General features: G+C 72.8%; 12 protein-coding genes and 1 tRNA gene. All 13 read right to left on the bottom strand.

The genetic code is table 11. From position 1 onward, the window contains the following. Positions 1-30: 30 nt before the first annotated feature. Positions 31-3,453, bottom strand: coding sequence for an error-prone DNA polymerase (locus DEJ28_RS05765; protein ID WP_111115455.1), 3,423 nt, complete (start codon positions 3,451-3,453; stop codon positions 31-33). Positions 3,454-3,475: 22 nt separating this feature from the next. After that, positions 3,476-5,152 (bottom strand): DNA polymerase Y family protein, encoded by a 1,677-nt coding sequence (locus DEJ28_RS05760; RefSeq protein ID WP_258368041.1) that lies wholly within the window; start codon positions 5,150-5,152, stop codon positions 3,476-3,478. A gap of 56 nt (positions 5,153-5,208) precedes the next feature. After that, on the bottom strand, positions 5,209-6,012 hold the full coding sequence (imuA', locus tag DEJ28_RS05755; protein ID WP_181433692.1) for a DnaE2-dependent mutagenesis accessory factor ImuA': 804 nt from the start codon (positions 6,010-6,012) through the stop codon (positions 5,209-5,211). Positions 6,013-6,144: 132 nt separating this feature from the next. Next, positions 6,145-7,668 (bottom strand): anthranilate synthase component I family protein, encoded by a 1,524-nt coding sequence (locus DEJ28_RS05750; protein ID WP_181433691.1) that lies wholly within the window; start codon positions 7,666-7,668, stop codon positions 6,145-6,147. Further along, positions 7,647-8,570 carry an aldose 1-epimerase family protein gene (locus tag DEJ28_RS05745; RefSeq protein WP_111115453.1) on the bottom strand — a complete coding sequence of 308 codons (924 nt, stop codon included), beginning with the start codon at positions 8,568-8,570 and terminating at the stop codon, positions 7,647-7,649. Before DEJ28_RS05745 ends, DEJ28_RS05750 begins: the two co-directional genes overlap by 22 nt. 78 nt (positions 8,571-8,648) lie before the next feature. Continuing rightward, a tRNA-Ala gene (locus DEJ28_RS05740) sits at positions 8,649-8,724 on the bottom strand. A gap of 107 nt (positions 8,725-8,831) precedes the next feature. Then, entirely contained in the window at positions 8,832-9,206 is a 375-nt protein-coding gene (rsfS, locus tag DEJ28_RS05735; protein WP_111115452.1) for a ribosome silencing factor, read from the bottom strand. A gap of 131 nt (positions 9,207-9,337) precedes the next feature. Next, on the bottom strand, positions 9,338-10,843 hold the full coding sequence (locus DEJ28_RS05730; RefSeq protein ID WP_111115451.1) for a hypothetical protein: 1,506 nt from the start codon (positions 10,841-10,843) through the stop codon (positions 9,338-9,340). After that, positions 10,840-11,439, bottom strand: coding sequence for a nicotinate-nucleotide adenylyltransferase (gene nadD / locus DEJ28_RS05725; protein WP_111115450.1), 600 nt, complete (start codon positions 11,437-11,439; stop codon positions 10,840-10,842). Before nadD ends, DEJ28_RS05730 begins: the two co-directional genes overlap by 4 nt. A gap of 11 nt (positions 11,440-11,450) precedes the next feature. Beyond that, the gene (locus tag DEJ28_RS05720; protein WP_079238598.1) at positions 11,451-11,651 is read right to left on the bottom strand and encodes a hypothetical protein; all 201 of its coding nucleotides are present in this window, start codon (positions 11,649-11,651) and stop codon (positions 11,451-11,453) included. 42 nt (positions 11,652-11,693) lie between these two features. Next, entirely contained in the window at positions 11,694-12,959 is a 1,266-nt protein-coding gene (locus DEJ28_RS05715; protein WP_111115449.1) for a glutamate-5-semialdehyde dehydrogenase, read from the bottom strand. A gap of 124 nt (positions 12,960-13,083) precedes the next feature. Continuing rightward, the gene (proB, locus tag DEJ28_RS05710; RefSeq protein ID WP_258368040.1) at positions 13,084-13,902 is read right to left on the bottom strand and encodes a glutamate 5-kinase; all 819 of its coding nucleotides are present in this window, start codon (positions 13,900-13,902) and stop codon (positions 13,084-13,086) included. 7 nt (positions 13,903-13,909) lie between these two features. Next, positions 13,910-15,478, bottom strand: a complete 1,569-nt coding sequence (gene obgE, locus DEJ28_RS05705; protein WP_111115448.1) for a GTPase ObgE — start codon at positions 15,476-15,478, stop codon at positions 13,910-13,912. Positions 15,479-15,570: the final 92 nt, after the last annotated feature.

Genomic DNA, 15,570 nt, shown 5'->3' with positions numbered 1-15,570 from the left:
CCGCCACGTCGCAGCCGCTGACTGCCCGCGTCACTGGAAGTCCCGCGACCGCGTCCGGACCGACAGGGACAGGTGCTCGATCCGGTCGGCCACTAGGTTGACGACCCCGTCAGGCGAGCGCTCGAGGATCCCCCGCACGATGACCGCCGGCGCCTCGCGCGCGACCCGCCGGTACCGCCCCCACACCCCGACGCTGCAGATCACGTTCACGAGCCCGGTCTCGTCCTCGACGTTCATGAACGTGATGCCCGACGCCGTCGCCGGACGCTGCCGGTGCGTCACGATCCCGCCGACCTCGACCCGCCGGCCGGTCTCGGCGGTGGCGGTGTCCTGCACGCTGAGCACCCCGCGGGCGACGAGTCCGTCGCGGACGTGCCGCACCGGGTGGTCGTCGGTCGTCATCCCGGTCGACCACATGTCCGCGATGAGGACGTCCCCGCTGGTCATCTGCCCGAACAGCGGCGGCTGCACCGTCACCTGGGTGTCCGGCAGCTGGTCGGGGCGTTCCGCGGCGGCCTGCGCGGCGGACCACATGCCACCGCGGCGGTCGACCCCGAGGGCGGCGAACGCATCGGCGGCGGCGAGCGCCTCGAGCTGCGCCGTGGTGAGGCCGACCCGGCGGGCCAGGTCGGACATGTCGGTGAAGGGGCCGTGGGCGTCCCGTTCGGCGACGATCTTCTCGGCGCTCTTCCGTCCGAGCGACGCGACCTCGGCGAGGCCGAGCCGGACGGCGAACGCGCCGTCGCGACGGTGCCGGGCCGTGTCGTCGGGCAGTGCCTTGTCGAACGGCAGCACCGGGGGCTGCTCGGTCTCGAGGCAGGCGTCGGCGACGACGGGAGCCGTCGTGTCCCCGTCGGGCACCGGCTCCAGCGTGGCGTCAACGCCGGAGCGCAGGATGTCCGGCCGCAGCACCCGCACCCCGTGCCGACGAGCATCGGCCACGAGGGTCTGCGGTGAGTAGAACCCCATCGGCTGCGCCCGGAGCAGCGCCGCCAGGAACGCTCCCGGGTAGTGCAACCGCATCCACGCACTCGCGTAGACGATGAGCGCGAAGCTGATCGAGTGGCTCTCCGCGAAGCCGAAGTTCGCGAACGCCTGGATCTTCGCGTAGATGGCGTCGGCGTCCTCGCCGTGGATGTCGTTCGCCGCCATGCCCACGTAGAGCTTCTCGCGGAGCCGGTCGATCTTCTCGTGTCCGCGCTTGGAGCCCATGGCACGCCGGAGCAGGTCGGCGTCGTCCCCCGAGCAGCCACCCACCGCGATCGCCATCTGCATGAGCTGCTCCTGGAACAGCGGCACGCCGAGGGTCCGTTCGAGCACCGGTTCCAGCGAGGGGTGCATGTACGTGATCGGTTCCTCGCCGGTGCGCCGCCGGATGTACGGGTGGACTGCACCGCCCTGGATCGGCCCGGGACGCACCAGGGCGACCTCGATCACGAGGTCGTAGAACCGTCGTGGCAGCAGCCGGGGCAGCGTGCCCATCTGCGCCCGGGACTCCACCTGGAACACACCGATGGTGTCCGCCCGGCACAGCTGGTCGTAGACGCCCTGCTCCTCCTTCGGGATCGAGTGCATGTCCCAGCGTTCCCCGCAGTGCTCGTCGGCGAGGTCGAAGGAGTACTGCAGGGCGGCGAGCATGCCGAGCCCGAGCATGTCGAACTTCACGAGCCCCATGTAGGCGCAGTCGTCCTTGTCCCACTGCAGCACCGTCCGGCCGTCCATCCGGGCGTGCTCGATCGGCACCACCTCGCCGACGGGCCGGTCGGTGAGCACCATGCCGCCGGAGTGGATGCCGAGGTGTCGCGGGAACCCGAGCACCTGCTGCGCCATGTCCACCACGGCGTCGGGGATGTCGTGGTCCTCGCTCTCGGTGACCGATCCCCACCGCTCGACCTGCTTCGACCAGGCGTCCTGTTGCCCGGGGCTGTGACCGAGCGCCTTCGCCATGTCCCGCACGGCGCCCTTCGGCCGGTAGGTGATGACGTTCGCGACCTGGGCGGCGTTGAACCGGCCGTACTTCTCGTAGACGTACTGGATGACCTCTTCCCGCCGGTCGGAGTCGAAGTCGACGTCGATGTCCGGTTCCTCGTCGCGCATCGCCGACAGGAACCGTTCGAACGGCAGGCCGTACCGGATGGAGTCCACCGCGGTGATCTCGAGCAGGTAGCAGACCGCCGAGTTCGCCGCCGACCCACGGCCCTGGCAGAGGATCCCCCGGTCGCGGGCGTACTGCACCATGTCCCGCACGATGAGGAAGTACCCGGGGAAGTCCTTGTCCTCGATCACCGAGAGCTCGCGTTCGATGCGCTCCCGCTTCTGCGGGTCCACGCCGTCGGCGCTCCCCGGGTAGAACCGGCGAGCACCGCGCCAGGTGAGTTCCCGCAGCCAGGACATCGTGGTGTGGCCGTCGGGGACGTCGATGTCGGGCAGCCCGGGCTTGACGGTCTTCAGCCGGAACCCCAGCTCGTCGGCGAGGGTCACGCTGTGCTCGACGGCACCGGGCCAGCGCGCGAACCGCCGGGCCATCTCCGCACCGGAGCGGAGGTGCGCGGTGGGTGCGGCCGGCAGCCAGCCGTCGATCTCGTCGAGGCTGCGGCGGGCCCGGACCGCGGCGAGCGCCGTCGCCACCGGGAAGCGGTCCGGGGTGGCGTAGTGCACGTTCCCCGTGGCGACGGTCGGCAGCGCGTGCTTCGCGGCGAGGGCGGCGAGGGCGTCGTTCCGGGTGGTGTCCATCGGGTCGCCCTGGTCGATGAGCTCGACCACGACACCGGCGGTGCCGAACCGGTCGAGCAGGGCACGGAGTGCTGCTTCGGCCGCAGTCTCGCCACCGCGCTCGAGCGCCTGCCGGACGGCACCCTTCCGGCACCCGGTGAGGACCCGCCAGTGCCCGTCGGACCGTGCCGCGAGGTCGTCGAGGTCGTACCGCGGCCGCCCCTTCTCGGCGCCGGCCGCCAGGTGCGCACTGGTGACGGCACCGGCGAGCCGGTGGTAGCCCTCTTGCCCGTCGGCGAGCAGCAGCAGGTGCGTGCCCTCCGGGTCGGGGACGCCGTTCTGCGGTTCGGTCAACCCGAGGGACAGCTCGGTGCCGTACACGGTCGCGACGGTCGGGTACGCCTCGGCGACCTCGGCCATCCGGGCAGCACCGTAGAAGCCGTCGTGGTCGGTGAGCGCGAGGCCGTGCAGGTGCAGTCGTGCCGCCTCTTCGAAGAGGTGCTCGGGTCCGCTCGCGCCGTCGAGGAAGCTGAACGTCGAGTGCGCGTGGAGCTCGGCGTACGGCACGACGGGCACGTTGCCGTCGTCGGACACCGGCGGGGTCGGTGCGTACGGTTCGCGTTTGCGGGACCAGGCCGGGCTGTCGCCGCCGTCGCCGTCGTGCGTGCTGCCCGGGCTCCGCTTGTCGGACAGGGCGCGTTCGAACTGGGACCACGGGATCGGCGGGTTGCTGTACCCCATCAGTGCACTCCCTTCCACACGATCACGTCGCCACCGCCTCGGCCCACCAGCGGTGATCGGCGAGCACCAGGTACCACGCGCGCCCCTCGGCGTCGACGAGCTGCAGTCGGTGCAGCCGCCGGCCGCCGGCTTCCCACCAGCGCACGACGAGCGGCCACGGTCCGGCCCAGGCCGTGACGGAACCGAACCGGCCGCCGCGCTCCCCCTCGGCCCGGAACCCTTCGGGCACCCCGGTCAGGGCACCGCGGTCGTCGACGTCGACGGTGCCGCCGTCGGCGGTGACGACGTCCACCGGGCGCGGACGGTCGAGCACGGTCGCCGGGGGCGGTCCGGGCAGCTTGCCGGGCCACGGGCGGTCACGCACGGTCGCCAGGGCACGCTCACCGCCGACCGGGGCGTCGCCCCACGGGACGAGCACGACACGCTCCGCCAGGGTTCGTCCGCCGCCGATCCGGGGTGTGACCACCCCGTCGTGTCCGACGAGCCCCTGCACGCGGGCGAGGGCGTGGTGCACCCGTTCGTCGGGTCCGGTCCCCCAGAGCCCGCGCTCGTGGTTCGCCATGTCGTCCACCGCGACGGGTTCGAGCACCACCGAGACGACGGGCGCCTCGAGCCCGGTCGGGTCGACCCCGCCGGCGAGCTGCCACCGCACCCGGTCGACGACGTCGGCGGCGTCGAACCACCGGGGGTGCACCCACGTGCGTTCGAGCAGGATGTCCCGCTCGTCGACGATGCCGACCCGGATCGTGGTGGCGACGAGCCCCGCTGTCCGGAGCCGTGCGGCGAAGTCGTCGGCGGAGCGCCGGAACGCGAACGCGATCTGGTCGGCACGGTCGAGCGGCGGTTCGAACGCTGCCTCGACCCGGAGCTCGGGCGGGACCGACCGTGCAGCGACCTCGCGCGGGTCGCGCCCACCGGCGAGCCGGTGCAGGAACGCCCCGGCGGGTCCGAAGCGGTCGCGCACCTGTTCGTCGCCGAGCGCGGCGAACTCCCCCAGGGTCGCGATGCCGAGCCGTCCGAGCAGCATCGCGAGGTCGGCGTCCCCGAGCACCCCGAGCGGCAGCCCGGACAGGAACGACGCGGAGCCGTCGACGGGCACGATCCGGACGCGTTCCCCCGGGCGCACCGGACGTGCCCGTGCGGCCTGCTCGGCGGCGAACGGGGTGTCGGCGACCCCGGCCCGGACACCGGGGGCGCCGTGGTCGGCGGCGATGCCCGCGAGGGTGGCCGCGGCCGCCCGCTCACCGCCGTAGTAGCGGCCCGGGCCGCGGGAGCGCAGCGCGATGGTGCCTGGTCGGAGGACCTCGACCCCGGGGACGGCTGCCTCGACCGCGCGGATGACCGGTTCGAACGCCCGGTGGTCGAGGGCGTCGTCGTAGGACTGCACGACGAGTTCGGGGCACCGTGCCTGGGCCTCTCGCACGCGGAGGCCACGGACGACGCCGTGCTGCCGTGCGCTGGCGGAGCTGGCGTACACCTGCCCCTTCGCCACGAGGGCGAACGGTGACTCCGGTGGCTCCCCGGCGGCACGGGCTGCGGCGATCACCGGCCAGTCCGGGCACCACAGCACGATCGTCCGGGTGGGGGGTGGTTCGGGCAGCGCGCCACCGCGGGCGAGTGCGTCGGCACGGATCGCCCGCGCATCGGGCACCCCGGCCCCAGCGCCCTGGCCGCGGGACCCGGCGAGCGCTCCGGTCACGCGGGACCCGGCCGAGCGGGACCCGCCCGTCCGGGACCGGCCGCCACCGCGGGGACTCACGACGCCACCGCCACGGGACGCAGCACGGACGACGAACCGCCGCCGACCGCCGCACCGACCGGCACGGCGGCACGCACGGTGCCGTCCGCCGCGGGCAGCAGCAGTTCGGCGTCCACCGGCCGCCCCGCCCCGGCCCGGCCGCTCGCCGACACCGTGGCCCGCCGCTCCGTCAGGAAGCCGTGCCCGTCCCCGATGCCGCTCCACTCGGAGCGCGTCACCCGCAGCGTGACGTCGGCCCCCGGCCAGGACCCGAGCGCGACGAGCGCCCCACCGCGCTGCCGCAGCCGCGCCGACAGCCGGGAGACGTCCCCGGGCACCACCCGGCCGAGCGGACGGGTGAGGACGATCTGTGCCACGTCCGCGAGCGCCGCGGTCACGGTGAGCCACTGGTCGCCCGGGTCCGGCACGAGCACGAGTCGCTCGAGGTCGATGCCGGCGGCGGCCGCTGCCTCGATGCCGAAGGAGGGCACGCCGACGACGGCGCACCAGGCCCCCGCGGCGGAGGCGGCCTGCAGCATGGTGATCGCGAGGAGCACCGATTCCTGCACCGCGTAGGAGCCCCCGACGCGGATGGCACCGCCGGGCAGCAGTGGCGCGAGCGCCTCGGCCGTGGGCAGCCCCTCGGTGTCGACGCGCGTGGACTCCATCTCGGTGACCCGCGAGCGCAACGACGTGATGCGCTCGAGCGTCGCCCGGGCATCCCCCAGGTGGTCGACACGACGCACCGGCCGCGCAGCACCGGATCGCCCGGTCGGCTCCGGTGGAGCCCCGGACGACTGGAGTGCCGTCGCCGTTTGCATGCCCTCATATTCGAACATGTGTTCGATGATGTCAACGAGGACCGACATCCTGTGGACAACCGTGTCGAACACGCGTTCGACACGCCGGGGCACCCGGAAACACCCCAGGACGGAGAACGACCCGGAGACCATCTACCAGCGCGCGACGGCCCCCACCCCGGCGAGCACCGACCGGGTCTTCGTCTCGACCTCGTCCGCCTCGTCCGCCGCGACCGACGACCACGTCACCGCACCGCCGGCCCCGAAGGTCCGCGAGCGGACGCTTCCGGAGTCCTCGTCGACCACCGTCACCAGTGTGCGGATCGCCACCGACAGATCGACCGCGCCGCTCGCCGAGAAGTACCCGATCACCCCCGAGTACACGCCTCGCGGTGCACCCTCGAGCCGGTCCGCGATCGCCATCGCGCTGGTCTTCGGCGCCCCCGTCATCGACCCCGGCGGGAACGCCGCACGCACGACGGCCGCCCGGGAGGCCCCCGGCGGCAGCACCGCCCCGATCGTCGACACCATCTGGTGCACGGTCGCGTACGTCTCGACGTCGCAGAGCCGGTCGACGTGCACCGACCCCGGCAGCACCGTCCGGAGCAGGTCGTTCCGCAGCAGGTCGACGATCATCACGTTCTCCGCGCGGTCCTTGGCACTCGCGGCGAGCTCGGCGCGCACCACCGCGTCGGCGGCGTCGTCGTCGAGTCGCCGCCTGGTCCCCTTGATCGGCTCCGCGAGCACGGAACCCCCGGCGTCGATCCGCAGGAACCGCTCCGGCGACCGGCTCGCGACGCGCAGCGGGCCGAGCCGCAGGTACGCGCCGAACGGGACGGGATCCGCCGTCCGCAGCCGCAGGTACTCGGCCAGGTGGGGGTCCGTACCGGACCCGACCCGCGCCTCCAGGCCCGTCGGCGGGAGCAGCCCGAAGGCGGTGGTGAGGCAGACCTGGAACGCGTTGCCCTCGCGGATCTCCGCGCGGCACGCGTCCACCGCGGTCTCGTAGGCGGCACGCGTCACGCGTCCGGTCGCTGCGGCCTGGAGGCCCGTGGGCGCGTCACCGACGTCGGCCCGCGTCGGCGTGTCGGTCACCGTCCCGAGCCATGCACGGTTCGCGGCGCTGGCCGCCGGTTCCGCATCCGTGACCAGGGCGAGCGCCCAGGCCGAGCCGCCCTCCTCGACCACCACGGCGCGGTCCGTGAAGCGCAGGTCGGCGTCCGCGTGCCCGTCCGCCGTGCGGTCGGCACCACCCGACTCGCGACCGAGCTCGTACCCGAGGAACCCCACCCACCCGAGCGCGAACCCGCACCCGTTGACCGGTTCCGACAGCACCGGCGTGCGCCCGAGCAGGTCGGCGAGCACGTCGAACGCCGCCCGTGCACCGTCGCGGGCGGGGCCGAACCACCGCTCCGACGCCGGGGACACCGTGACGGACGCCCGCCCGGCCTCGTGCCGGAACCGTGCCGAGAACGGGCCGTCGGTCCACGCCAGGACCGACCAGCGGGCCCGCGCGTGCGCGGTGGCGGGCGAACCGTCCGGCAGCGTGGAGTCGAGCCAGACGACGTCGGACCCGGCAGCGGCGGCCAGGGCTCCGAGGTCGGGCGTCGTGGTCAGCCGCCGGAGCGCGATCCGGGCCGGGCCCGGCGCTGCCGTCAGACCGCCGCGATCGTCCACGAGGCCGCGTGCGACGCGCCCGGCTCGAGCACGACGAGACCGGCGTCGGTGCCGGCGTTGAACGCGTCCGGGGCGCACGTCATCGGTTCGACCGCGAGGCCGGCACGGTGGTACTCGGGGATCACGTGGTCGGCGGTGTGCACCTGCACCCACGGGCACTCCGGCCCGAACGTGACACGGACACCGCGCTCGTCCGCCGCGGTGAGGACGATCGTGGCGACGCCCGCGGCATCACGCTCGAACCCGGTGTACGCGTGGTCGATGAACCGGTCGCCGATGCGGGTCGCTGACCGCAGGTCGAACTCGTCGTGCACCGGGGCCAGCCCGGTCGGGACGAGCCGGTCCTCGGTGACCTCGAGCACCTCGGCGGCCGGGAGCGTCAGGGTCCAGTCGTCAACACGGCCCTCGCCGCCGACGAGGTAGGGGTGCGGGCCGGTCCCCCACGGCGCGGCGTCCGGACCCGTGTTCGTCCCGGTGATGGTCGTGTGCAGCCCCTCGGCGTCGACGCGGTACTCGACGAGCACCTCGACGCGGAACGGGTAGCCGGCCTGCGCGGGCACCGTCGTCGCGAGGACCGCGCGGTCGGGCTCGTGCGAGGCGATGCGGAAGTCGGTCCAGGCGACCAGGCCGTGGAGCGCGTGCTGGCGGCTCGGTTCGGTCAGCGCGAGCTCGTGCTCGGTCCCGCCGAAGGAGTACTGCCCGTCGACGACCCGGTTCGGCCACGGGGCGAGGACGGCACCGCGGAAGGCCGGACGGACCTCGTCGGCGTCGAACGGCACCACGAGGTCGCGGCCCTCGTGCCGGAGCGTCCGCAGCGTCGCCCCGACGGAGGCGATCTCGGCCGTGTAGCCGCCGGCGGTGATCGTCAGGGCGGAACCGGACAGGGGTGCGTCGCTGCTCATGCGCTCAGCGTAGCGGCCTCAGCACCTGCCCCCGGGAACGACGAAACCCCCGCGGTTCCGAGGAACCACGGGGGATGTTGGTGGATCTGAGGGGACTCGAACCCCTGACCCCCTGCATGCCATGCAGGTGCGCTACCAGCTGCGCCACAGACCCGGACGATGTTGCTGCCGTTGCCCCCGGTTCCCCGGAGGCACCATAGAAGCGTACACCATGCGAACGCCGGGCAACGAAATCGTCACCGCCACCCGGGCGCGTCGCAACTAGGCGGTGTGGTCCACCGTGATCTCGAGCGGGATGGTCGGGCAGTCCGACCAGAGGCGCTCGAGCGAGTAGTACTGGCGGTCTTCTTCGTGGAAGACGTGCACGACGATGTCGCCGAAGTCGATGAGGACCCAGCGGCCCTCGCTCCGGCCTTCACGGCGGAGCGGCTTGGCCCCGGCTTCGAGGAGGCGCTCTTCGATCTCGTCCGCGATGGCGAGCACGTTGCGCTCGTTCCGGCCGGTCGCGAGCAGGAACACGTCAGTGAGCTGCAGCGGCCCGGTCACGTCGAGAGCGACGAGGTCCTCGGCCTGCTTGGCGTCGGCCGCCTGAGCGGCGATCTGCACGAGTTCCTGTGCACGTGAGGAGGCGGTCACGGATTCCTTCCGGTCGTCGAACCGGCAGTGTGCCGGATCGCTTGATGGGTCCTGATCATAAGCCACCCCACCGACGGCGGCCAGGCCGAGGTCGAGGGAGCACCGTGGTGACCGGGTGTCGGTGGCGGTGTCTAGCCGCCGAACGTGTGGGTGGTGACGAGGGCCACGATGATCACCGCGGCTGCGGCGACCCCGACGGCGCCGACCGTCACGCCGAGGATGAGCGGCGTGCGCGACTCCTTCGGCTTCGCGGCCGCGAGCACCACCTGACGGGTCGAGGTGTGGCTCGACACCGCTCGGCTGGCACGGACCGGGCTGGCGTCCGTGTCGGGCTGTTCGTCGTGCTGCTCGAGCAGCCGGTCGACCTCTGCACCGTCGATCGGCCGGTGCGACCCGGTCGAGGACAGCGAGGCGGGCAGGTCGATCGACCCGGTGAGGATGACCTCGCCGGTGGCGTTCAGCGCCCCGGTCGGGTCGGCCAGGGCCGAGTTCGGCAGGATGATCGCGTTCGTGTTGTTCACGGCGACGCGGCGGGTGCCCGTCGCGGCGTCGTGGACCTCGGTGTCGTGCGAGTCGTGGGCCTGCTGCGACCAGTGACCGACCGGCGGTTCGAACGCCGTCGTGACGGGCTTCGGCTCGACCGGACGCTGGAACGAGGCGGGGATGCGCGGCGCTTCCGTCTCGGCCGGGGCATCGCCTGCGCGGTCGGCGGCTCGCGGGGCCGAGGTCGGCGCGCTCACCGGACGGGAGGCCGACGAGGGTGCGGCCTGGACGGGCACCTCGTTCGTGTCGTCGTTCGTGTCGTCGTTCGTGTCGTCCCCGTCGAGGGAGAGCGGGAACACCGCCGGGGTCGACGACGCGATCCCCGGGGGCAGTGTCGGCAGCGGAGCAGCAACAGGGGCACTTGCGGTGCCTGCGGGTGCATCGGCAGCGACGTCGGCGTCGGCGACCGGCTCGGCGTCGGCGTCGGCGTCGAGCACGACGTCAGCGTCAGCAGCGGCGTCGGGCTCCGGTACGTCGGCGTCCGGCGGGGCCCAGGTCGAACGGTGCCGACGCGGCTCCTCGCTGTGCGCGGCCGCCTCGTCGAGGGGCTCGAGGGCGTCGGGCGAACCGTCGGCCTCGGTGGCCTGGGCGACGGCGGCCTGGTCCAGCACGACGGTCTCGGCGGCGGGCTCCGCCGACGGAGCATCGTCGGTGTCGTTCGGCCGCGGCTCCGCCTGGAGCGCATCGACCGACCCGAGCACGTCCTCCACGGTGCGGTCGGATGACTGGGGCGTCGGGTTCTGCAACGGGACCGGCTGGATCGCCTGCCCCTCGGCTGCACGCATCTGACGGATCTGGCGACGGGTGAGTCCACCGCTGCCGGGGACGATCTCGGTCGCGGAGGCCGGCGGCGCGGACGGCACACCGGACGGCGTCGTCGGCTCGCCGGACGGCACCGACGGCACGGCGGACTGCGCGGGAGCCCCGGGCGCGGGCGCGACGTGGGACCCGGGACGGCGGCGGGCTTCCGGCTCGTCGGCCGGTGCGGCGACGGTGGGTGGTGGCGTCGCGGGCTGCGCACCGGCTGCGGCGGCACGCTCCCGCTCGCGCGCCTGGCGCCGCGACAGAGGCGGCTGCGCGTCGGACGAACTCATGCAACGCTCCGATACAGATGGTGCTTGGAGATGTACTGGACGACACCGTCGGGGACCAAGTACCACACGGGGAAACCGCGTCTCACCCGGTCGCGGCAATCGGTCGACGATATCGCCAGCGCGGGAACTTCGAGCAAGCTTACGTCTCGTTCGGGCAATCCTGTGATGCTCAAGGCGTGTCCCGGACGTGTCACGGCGACGAAGTGCGCGAGTCCCCAGATGTCATCATGGTCCTTCCAGTCGACAATCTGCTGGACGGCGTCTGCGCCGGAGATGAAGACGAGCTGCGCATCGGGCCGCTGGGCGTGCAGGTCGCGGAGCGTGTCGACCGTGTACGTCGGGCCCGGACGGTCGATGTCGACGCGGCTGACCGTGAACATCGGGTTGGACGCGGTGGCCACGACGGTCATCAGGTAGCGGTGTTCCGCGTCGGTGACGCCGGACTTCATGTACGGCTGACCGGTGGGGACGAAGACCACTTCGTCGAGGTCGAACGCACGCGCGACCTCGGACGCGGCCACCAGGTGGCCGTTGTGGATCGGGTCGAACGTGCCACCCATCACACCGATGCGCGGACGACCCGTGCTCTCGAGCATGGAGTGGCAGGTCAGATCTTGGTGTGACCGAACTCGTCGACACCCGTCTCGTGGTGGCGGGTGGCCTCGAACTTCTGCGAGTGACGGTAGGCGACGTCGCGGAAGCTCCACGTGACGAAGCCGAGGAACGCGAAGAACAGCGCGCCGACGAGCGGGAAGACGTACGCGGGGACGCCGGAGGCGTGCTCAGCGGCTTCAGCGAGGAAGGTCATGTGTCCGATGCTCCGTTCGGTCGGGGGAATTCGCCGTTCAGTCTAGCCGCGGATCTGGCCCTGGCCGCGCACGATCCACTTGGTGCTCGTGAGTTCGGGCAGCCCCATCGGCCCGCGGGCGTGCAGTTTCTGCGTGGAGATCCCGACCTCGGCACCGAAACCGAACTCGCCACCGTCGGTGAACCGGGTCGAGGCGTTCGCCATCACGACCGCGGAGTCCACCTCGGCGATGAAGCGCTCTGCGGTGTCGACGTCGTTCGTGACGATGGACTCGGTGTGGTGGGTCGACCACCGTGCGATGTGGGCCATCGCCGCGTCGACGTCGGGGACGACCCGGATCGACAGGTCGAGGTCCATGGACTCCGTCGCCCAGTCGTCGTCCGTCGCGCGGAGCACGCCGGGGACGATGACCCGCGTGGCCTCGTCACCACGGAGCGTCACCCCAGCTGCACGCAGCCGGTCCGCGAGGACGGGCAGCAGCCGTTCCGCCGCCCGCTCGTGCACGAGGAGCGTCTCGAGGGCGTTGCACACGCTCGGGCGCTGCACCTTGCTGTTGAGCACGATGTCGACCGACCGGTCGAGCGGTGCCGACTCGTCGAGGAAGACGTGCACGACGCCCGCCCCGGTCTCGATCACGGGGACCCGGGACTCGGTGACGACGGTCTGGATGAGCGATGCGCTCCCCCGCGGGATGAGGACGTCGACCAGCCCGCGTGCACGCATGAGCTCGGTGGCGCCGGCGCGGCCGAACTCGTCGATGGTCTGCACGAGCTCGCGGGGCAGCCCGACCGAGGCCACGGCGTCCTGGATGCGGGCGACCAGCACCGCGTTGGTCCGTGCGGCCGCGGACCCGCCGCGGAGCACCACCGCGTTGCCGCTCTTCAGCGCCAGGCTCGCGATGTCGACCGTGACGTTCGGGCGCGCTTCGTAGATCGCCCCGACGACACCGAACGGCACCCGCACCTGCGAGAGCTGCAGGCCGTTCGGCAGGCGGGAGCCGCGGACGTGCTGCCCGACGGGGTCGGTGAGCCCCACGACGTGCTCGACCGCGGCCGCGAGGGCCTCGATCCGCGCGGCGTCGAGCCGCAGCCGGTCGAGCAGCCCCGAGGTCAGCCCGCCCTCCTCGCCCGCGACCAGGTCGTCGTGGTTCGCCGCGACGATCTCGTCCGTCGCCGTGCGCACATCCGCGGCGATCGCGAGGAGCGCCGCGTCCTTCACCGCGGTGGTCGCCGTGGCGAGGGCCGACGAGGCGCCGCGCGCGGCGACCAGCTTGTCGGTCAGGGTCGGTGCGGGAGCGGTCAGCGACATGCCTCGATTGTAGGCGCGGCCCTCCCCCGGTGACGGGCGTCGCGAGGGTGCGCGACCGGCCACCCGACGGGCGTCAGGCGGCGTGCCGGACCGGCACCGTGCCTCCAGGCGGCAGTGCCGGGGATCAGGACCGCGGAGCCGCCTCGAACCAGGTCCCCACCTGGTCACCCGCGAGCGCGCGCTCCACGAGCGCCGTCGCCGTCACGAGGACCGACGTGCCCGCCTCGGCGGCGAGCCGCGCAGCGGCGACCTTCGTGCCCGCTCCGCCGGTGCCGACGCCAGCCGTACCGATGGACCCGAAGGTGACCCCGGCGAGCTCGTCGCCGAACGGCACCTCGGTGATGGGCTCCGCGCCGGGCTGCTCCGGGGGCCGCGTGTAGAGCGACTCGACGTCGGAGAGCAGCACGAGCGCGTCCGCGCCGAGCAGCCGGGCGACGAGTGCCGCCAACCGGTCGTTGTCGCCGAAGCGGATCTCGTGGGTGGCGACCGTGTCGTTCTCGTTCACGATCGGCAGCACCCGCAGGGCGAGCAGCCGGTCGATCGCCCGCTGCGCGTTCACCCGGTGCGTGGGGTTCTGCAGGTCCCCCGCGGTGAGGAGGATCTGCGCGGCGACGACCCCGTGCCGGTCGAGTTCCTTCTGGTACCGGAACATCAGGACGTTCTGCCCGGTGGCGGCCGCGGCCTGCTGCGTGGCGAGGTCGTCCGGTCGGCCCTCGAGCCCGAGGAACGGGAACCCCGTCGCGATGGCACCCGAGGACACCAGCACGACCTCGGTCCCGCGACCGTGTGCCGCGGCGATCGCGTCGACGAGCGGAGCGATCTGCCCGGTGTTGTCACCGCTGACCGACGACGAGCCGACCTTGACCACGATCCGCCGCGCACGCGGGATGTCCTCACGCCGGGTGACGGGTCCGAGGCCGGTGCGCGCGGTCGTGTCGGTCATGCTGCGATCAGTCCTCGTCGTGGTCGGAACCGCGCCCCGACGAGTCGGTGGCGACGGTCCCGTCCGTCTCGTAGTCGTCGTCGTCCGCCCACAGGCCGGCGATGCGCTCCTGTTCGAGCTCGGCGCGGGCCGCGGCCTTGCCGTCCATCCGCTCGAAGTACTCCTCACGACGCTCGTTGCGGGTCGGACGCGAGGTCGCCCCGATGCGTGCGTCGGTACCGCGGGCACTCGTGATGAGTTCGGCGGTCGAGGTGAGCGTGGGCTCCCAGTCGAAGATCGTCCCGCCGTCGCCACCGATGACGACGGTGGACCCGGCGACGGCGCCGGCCTTGAACAGGCCGTCCTCGACGCCGAGCTTCGCCAGGCGGTCGGCGAGGTAGCCGATGGCCTCTTCGTTGGTGAAGTCGGTCTGCTGCACCCAGCGCTCCGGCTTGGCACCGCGGATGCGGTAGAAGCGGTGCTCCTCGCCGCCCTCGGCGCGGATCGTGTACGGCTTCTCGTTGACCGCCTTGGGGCGGAGCACGATGCGCTCGACCGCCGGCTCGGCAGCCCGGGAGGCGCGTGCCTGCTCCACGACGTCGGCCAGCGCGAACGTCAGCTCGCGCAGGCCCTTGCGGGACGCGGTGGAGATCGGGAAGACGCGGTAGCCCCGCGCTTCGAGCTCGGCGGTCACGAACTCGGCCAGCTCGGCGGCCTCGGGCACGTCGACCTTGTTGAGCGCGATCATCTGCGGGCGCTCGAGCAGCGGGACCTGGCCCTCGGGGACCGGGTAGCGCTCGAGTTCGCCGAGGATGACGTCGAGGTCGCTGATCGGGTCGCGGCCCGGGTCGAGCGTCGCACAGTCGATGACGTGCAGCAGGGCCTCGCACCGCTCGACGTGGCGGAGGAACTCGAGGCCGAGGCCCTTGCCCTCCGACGCGCCCTCGATGAGACCGGGGACGTCCGCGACGGTGAAGCGGGAGGAGCCGGACTCGACGACGCCGAGGTTCGGCGTGAGGGTCGTGAACGGGTAGTCGGCGATCTTCGGCTTCGCTGCGGAGATCGCGGCGATGAGCGAGGACTTGCCGGCGCTCGGGAACCCGACGAGGGCGACGTCCGCGATGGTCTTCAGCTCGAGGCTGACGTCACCGGCCCAGCCCTCGGTCCCGAGGAGCGCGAAGCCCGGGGCCTTGCGCTTCGTGGTGGAGAGTGCCGCGTTCCCGAGGCCGCCCTGACCACCGGGGGCGATGACGACGCGCATGCCCGGTTCGGTCATGTCGGCGATGACCGACCCGTCCTCGTCGTGGACGACGGTGCCGATCGGGATCGGCAGCTCGAGGGTCTCGCCGCTGATGCCGCTGCGGTGGTCGCCCATGCCGGGCTGGCCGTTCTTCGAGGAACGGTGCGGTGAACGGTGGTACCCGAGCAGGGTCGTCACGTTGGGGTCGGCGACGAGCACGATGTCGCCACCGTCCCCGCCGTTGCCGCCGTCCGGGCCGGCGAGGGGCTTGAACTTCTCACGGCGGACCGACACGCAGCCGTTACCGCCGTTCCCCGCGGTCAGGTGCAGGGTCACGCGGTCGACGAAGGTCGCCATGGTTCCACTCCTTGTCGTGCGGGGAGCAGTGCTCACCCGCGAAAAACCGAAGGAGGGGCGGGCACTCGGCCCGCCCCTCCCGCTCAGTCGCC

The sequence above is a fragment of the Curtobacterium sp. MCPF17_002 genome (genome assembly GCF_003234115.2).
GTDB lineage: Bacteria > Actinomycetota > Actinomycetes > Actinomycetales > Microbacteriaceae > Curtobacterium.
Note: the sequence above shows the minus strand (reverse complement) of the source record. Positions and strands in the feature narration are given on the sequence as shown.

Coding starts and splice junctions, on each gene's coding strand:
- DEJ28_RS05715 (WP_111115449.1), bottom strand. CDS start 12,959: ATGTCGCTGACCGCTCCCGCACCGACCCTGACCGACAAGCTGGTCGCC.
- obgE (WP_111115448.1), bottom strand. CDS start 15,478: ATGGCGACCTTCGTCGACCGCGTGACCCTGCACCTGACCGCGGGGAAC.
- DEJ28_RS05745 (WP_111115453.1), bottom strand. CDS start 8,570: ATGAGCAGCGACGCACCCCTGTCCGGTTCCGCCCTGACGATCACCGCC.
- DEJ28_RS05765 (WP_111115455.1), bottom strand. CDS start 3,453: ATGGGGTACAGCAACCCGCCGATCCCGTGGTCCCAGTTCGAACGCGCC.
- proB (WP_258368040.1), bottom strand. CDS start 13,902: ATGACCGACACGACCGCGCGCACCGGCCTCGGACCCGTCACCCGGCGT.
- DEJ28_RS05730 (WP_111115451.1), bottom strand. CDS start 10,843: ATGAGTTCGTCCGACGCGCAGCCGCCTCTGTCGCGGCGCCAGGCGCGC.
- imuA' (WP_181433692.1), bottom strand. CDS start 6,012: ATGCAAACGGCGACGGCACTCCAGTCGTCCGGGGCTCCACCGGAGCCG.
- DEJ28_RS05720 (WP_079238598.1), bottom strand. CDS start 11,651: ATGACCTTCCTCGCTGAAGCCGCTGAGCACGCCTCCGGCGTCCCCGCG.
- nadD (WP_111115450.1), bottom strand. CDS start 11,439: ATGCTCGAGAGCACGGGTCGTCCGCGCATCGGTGTGATGGGTGGCACG.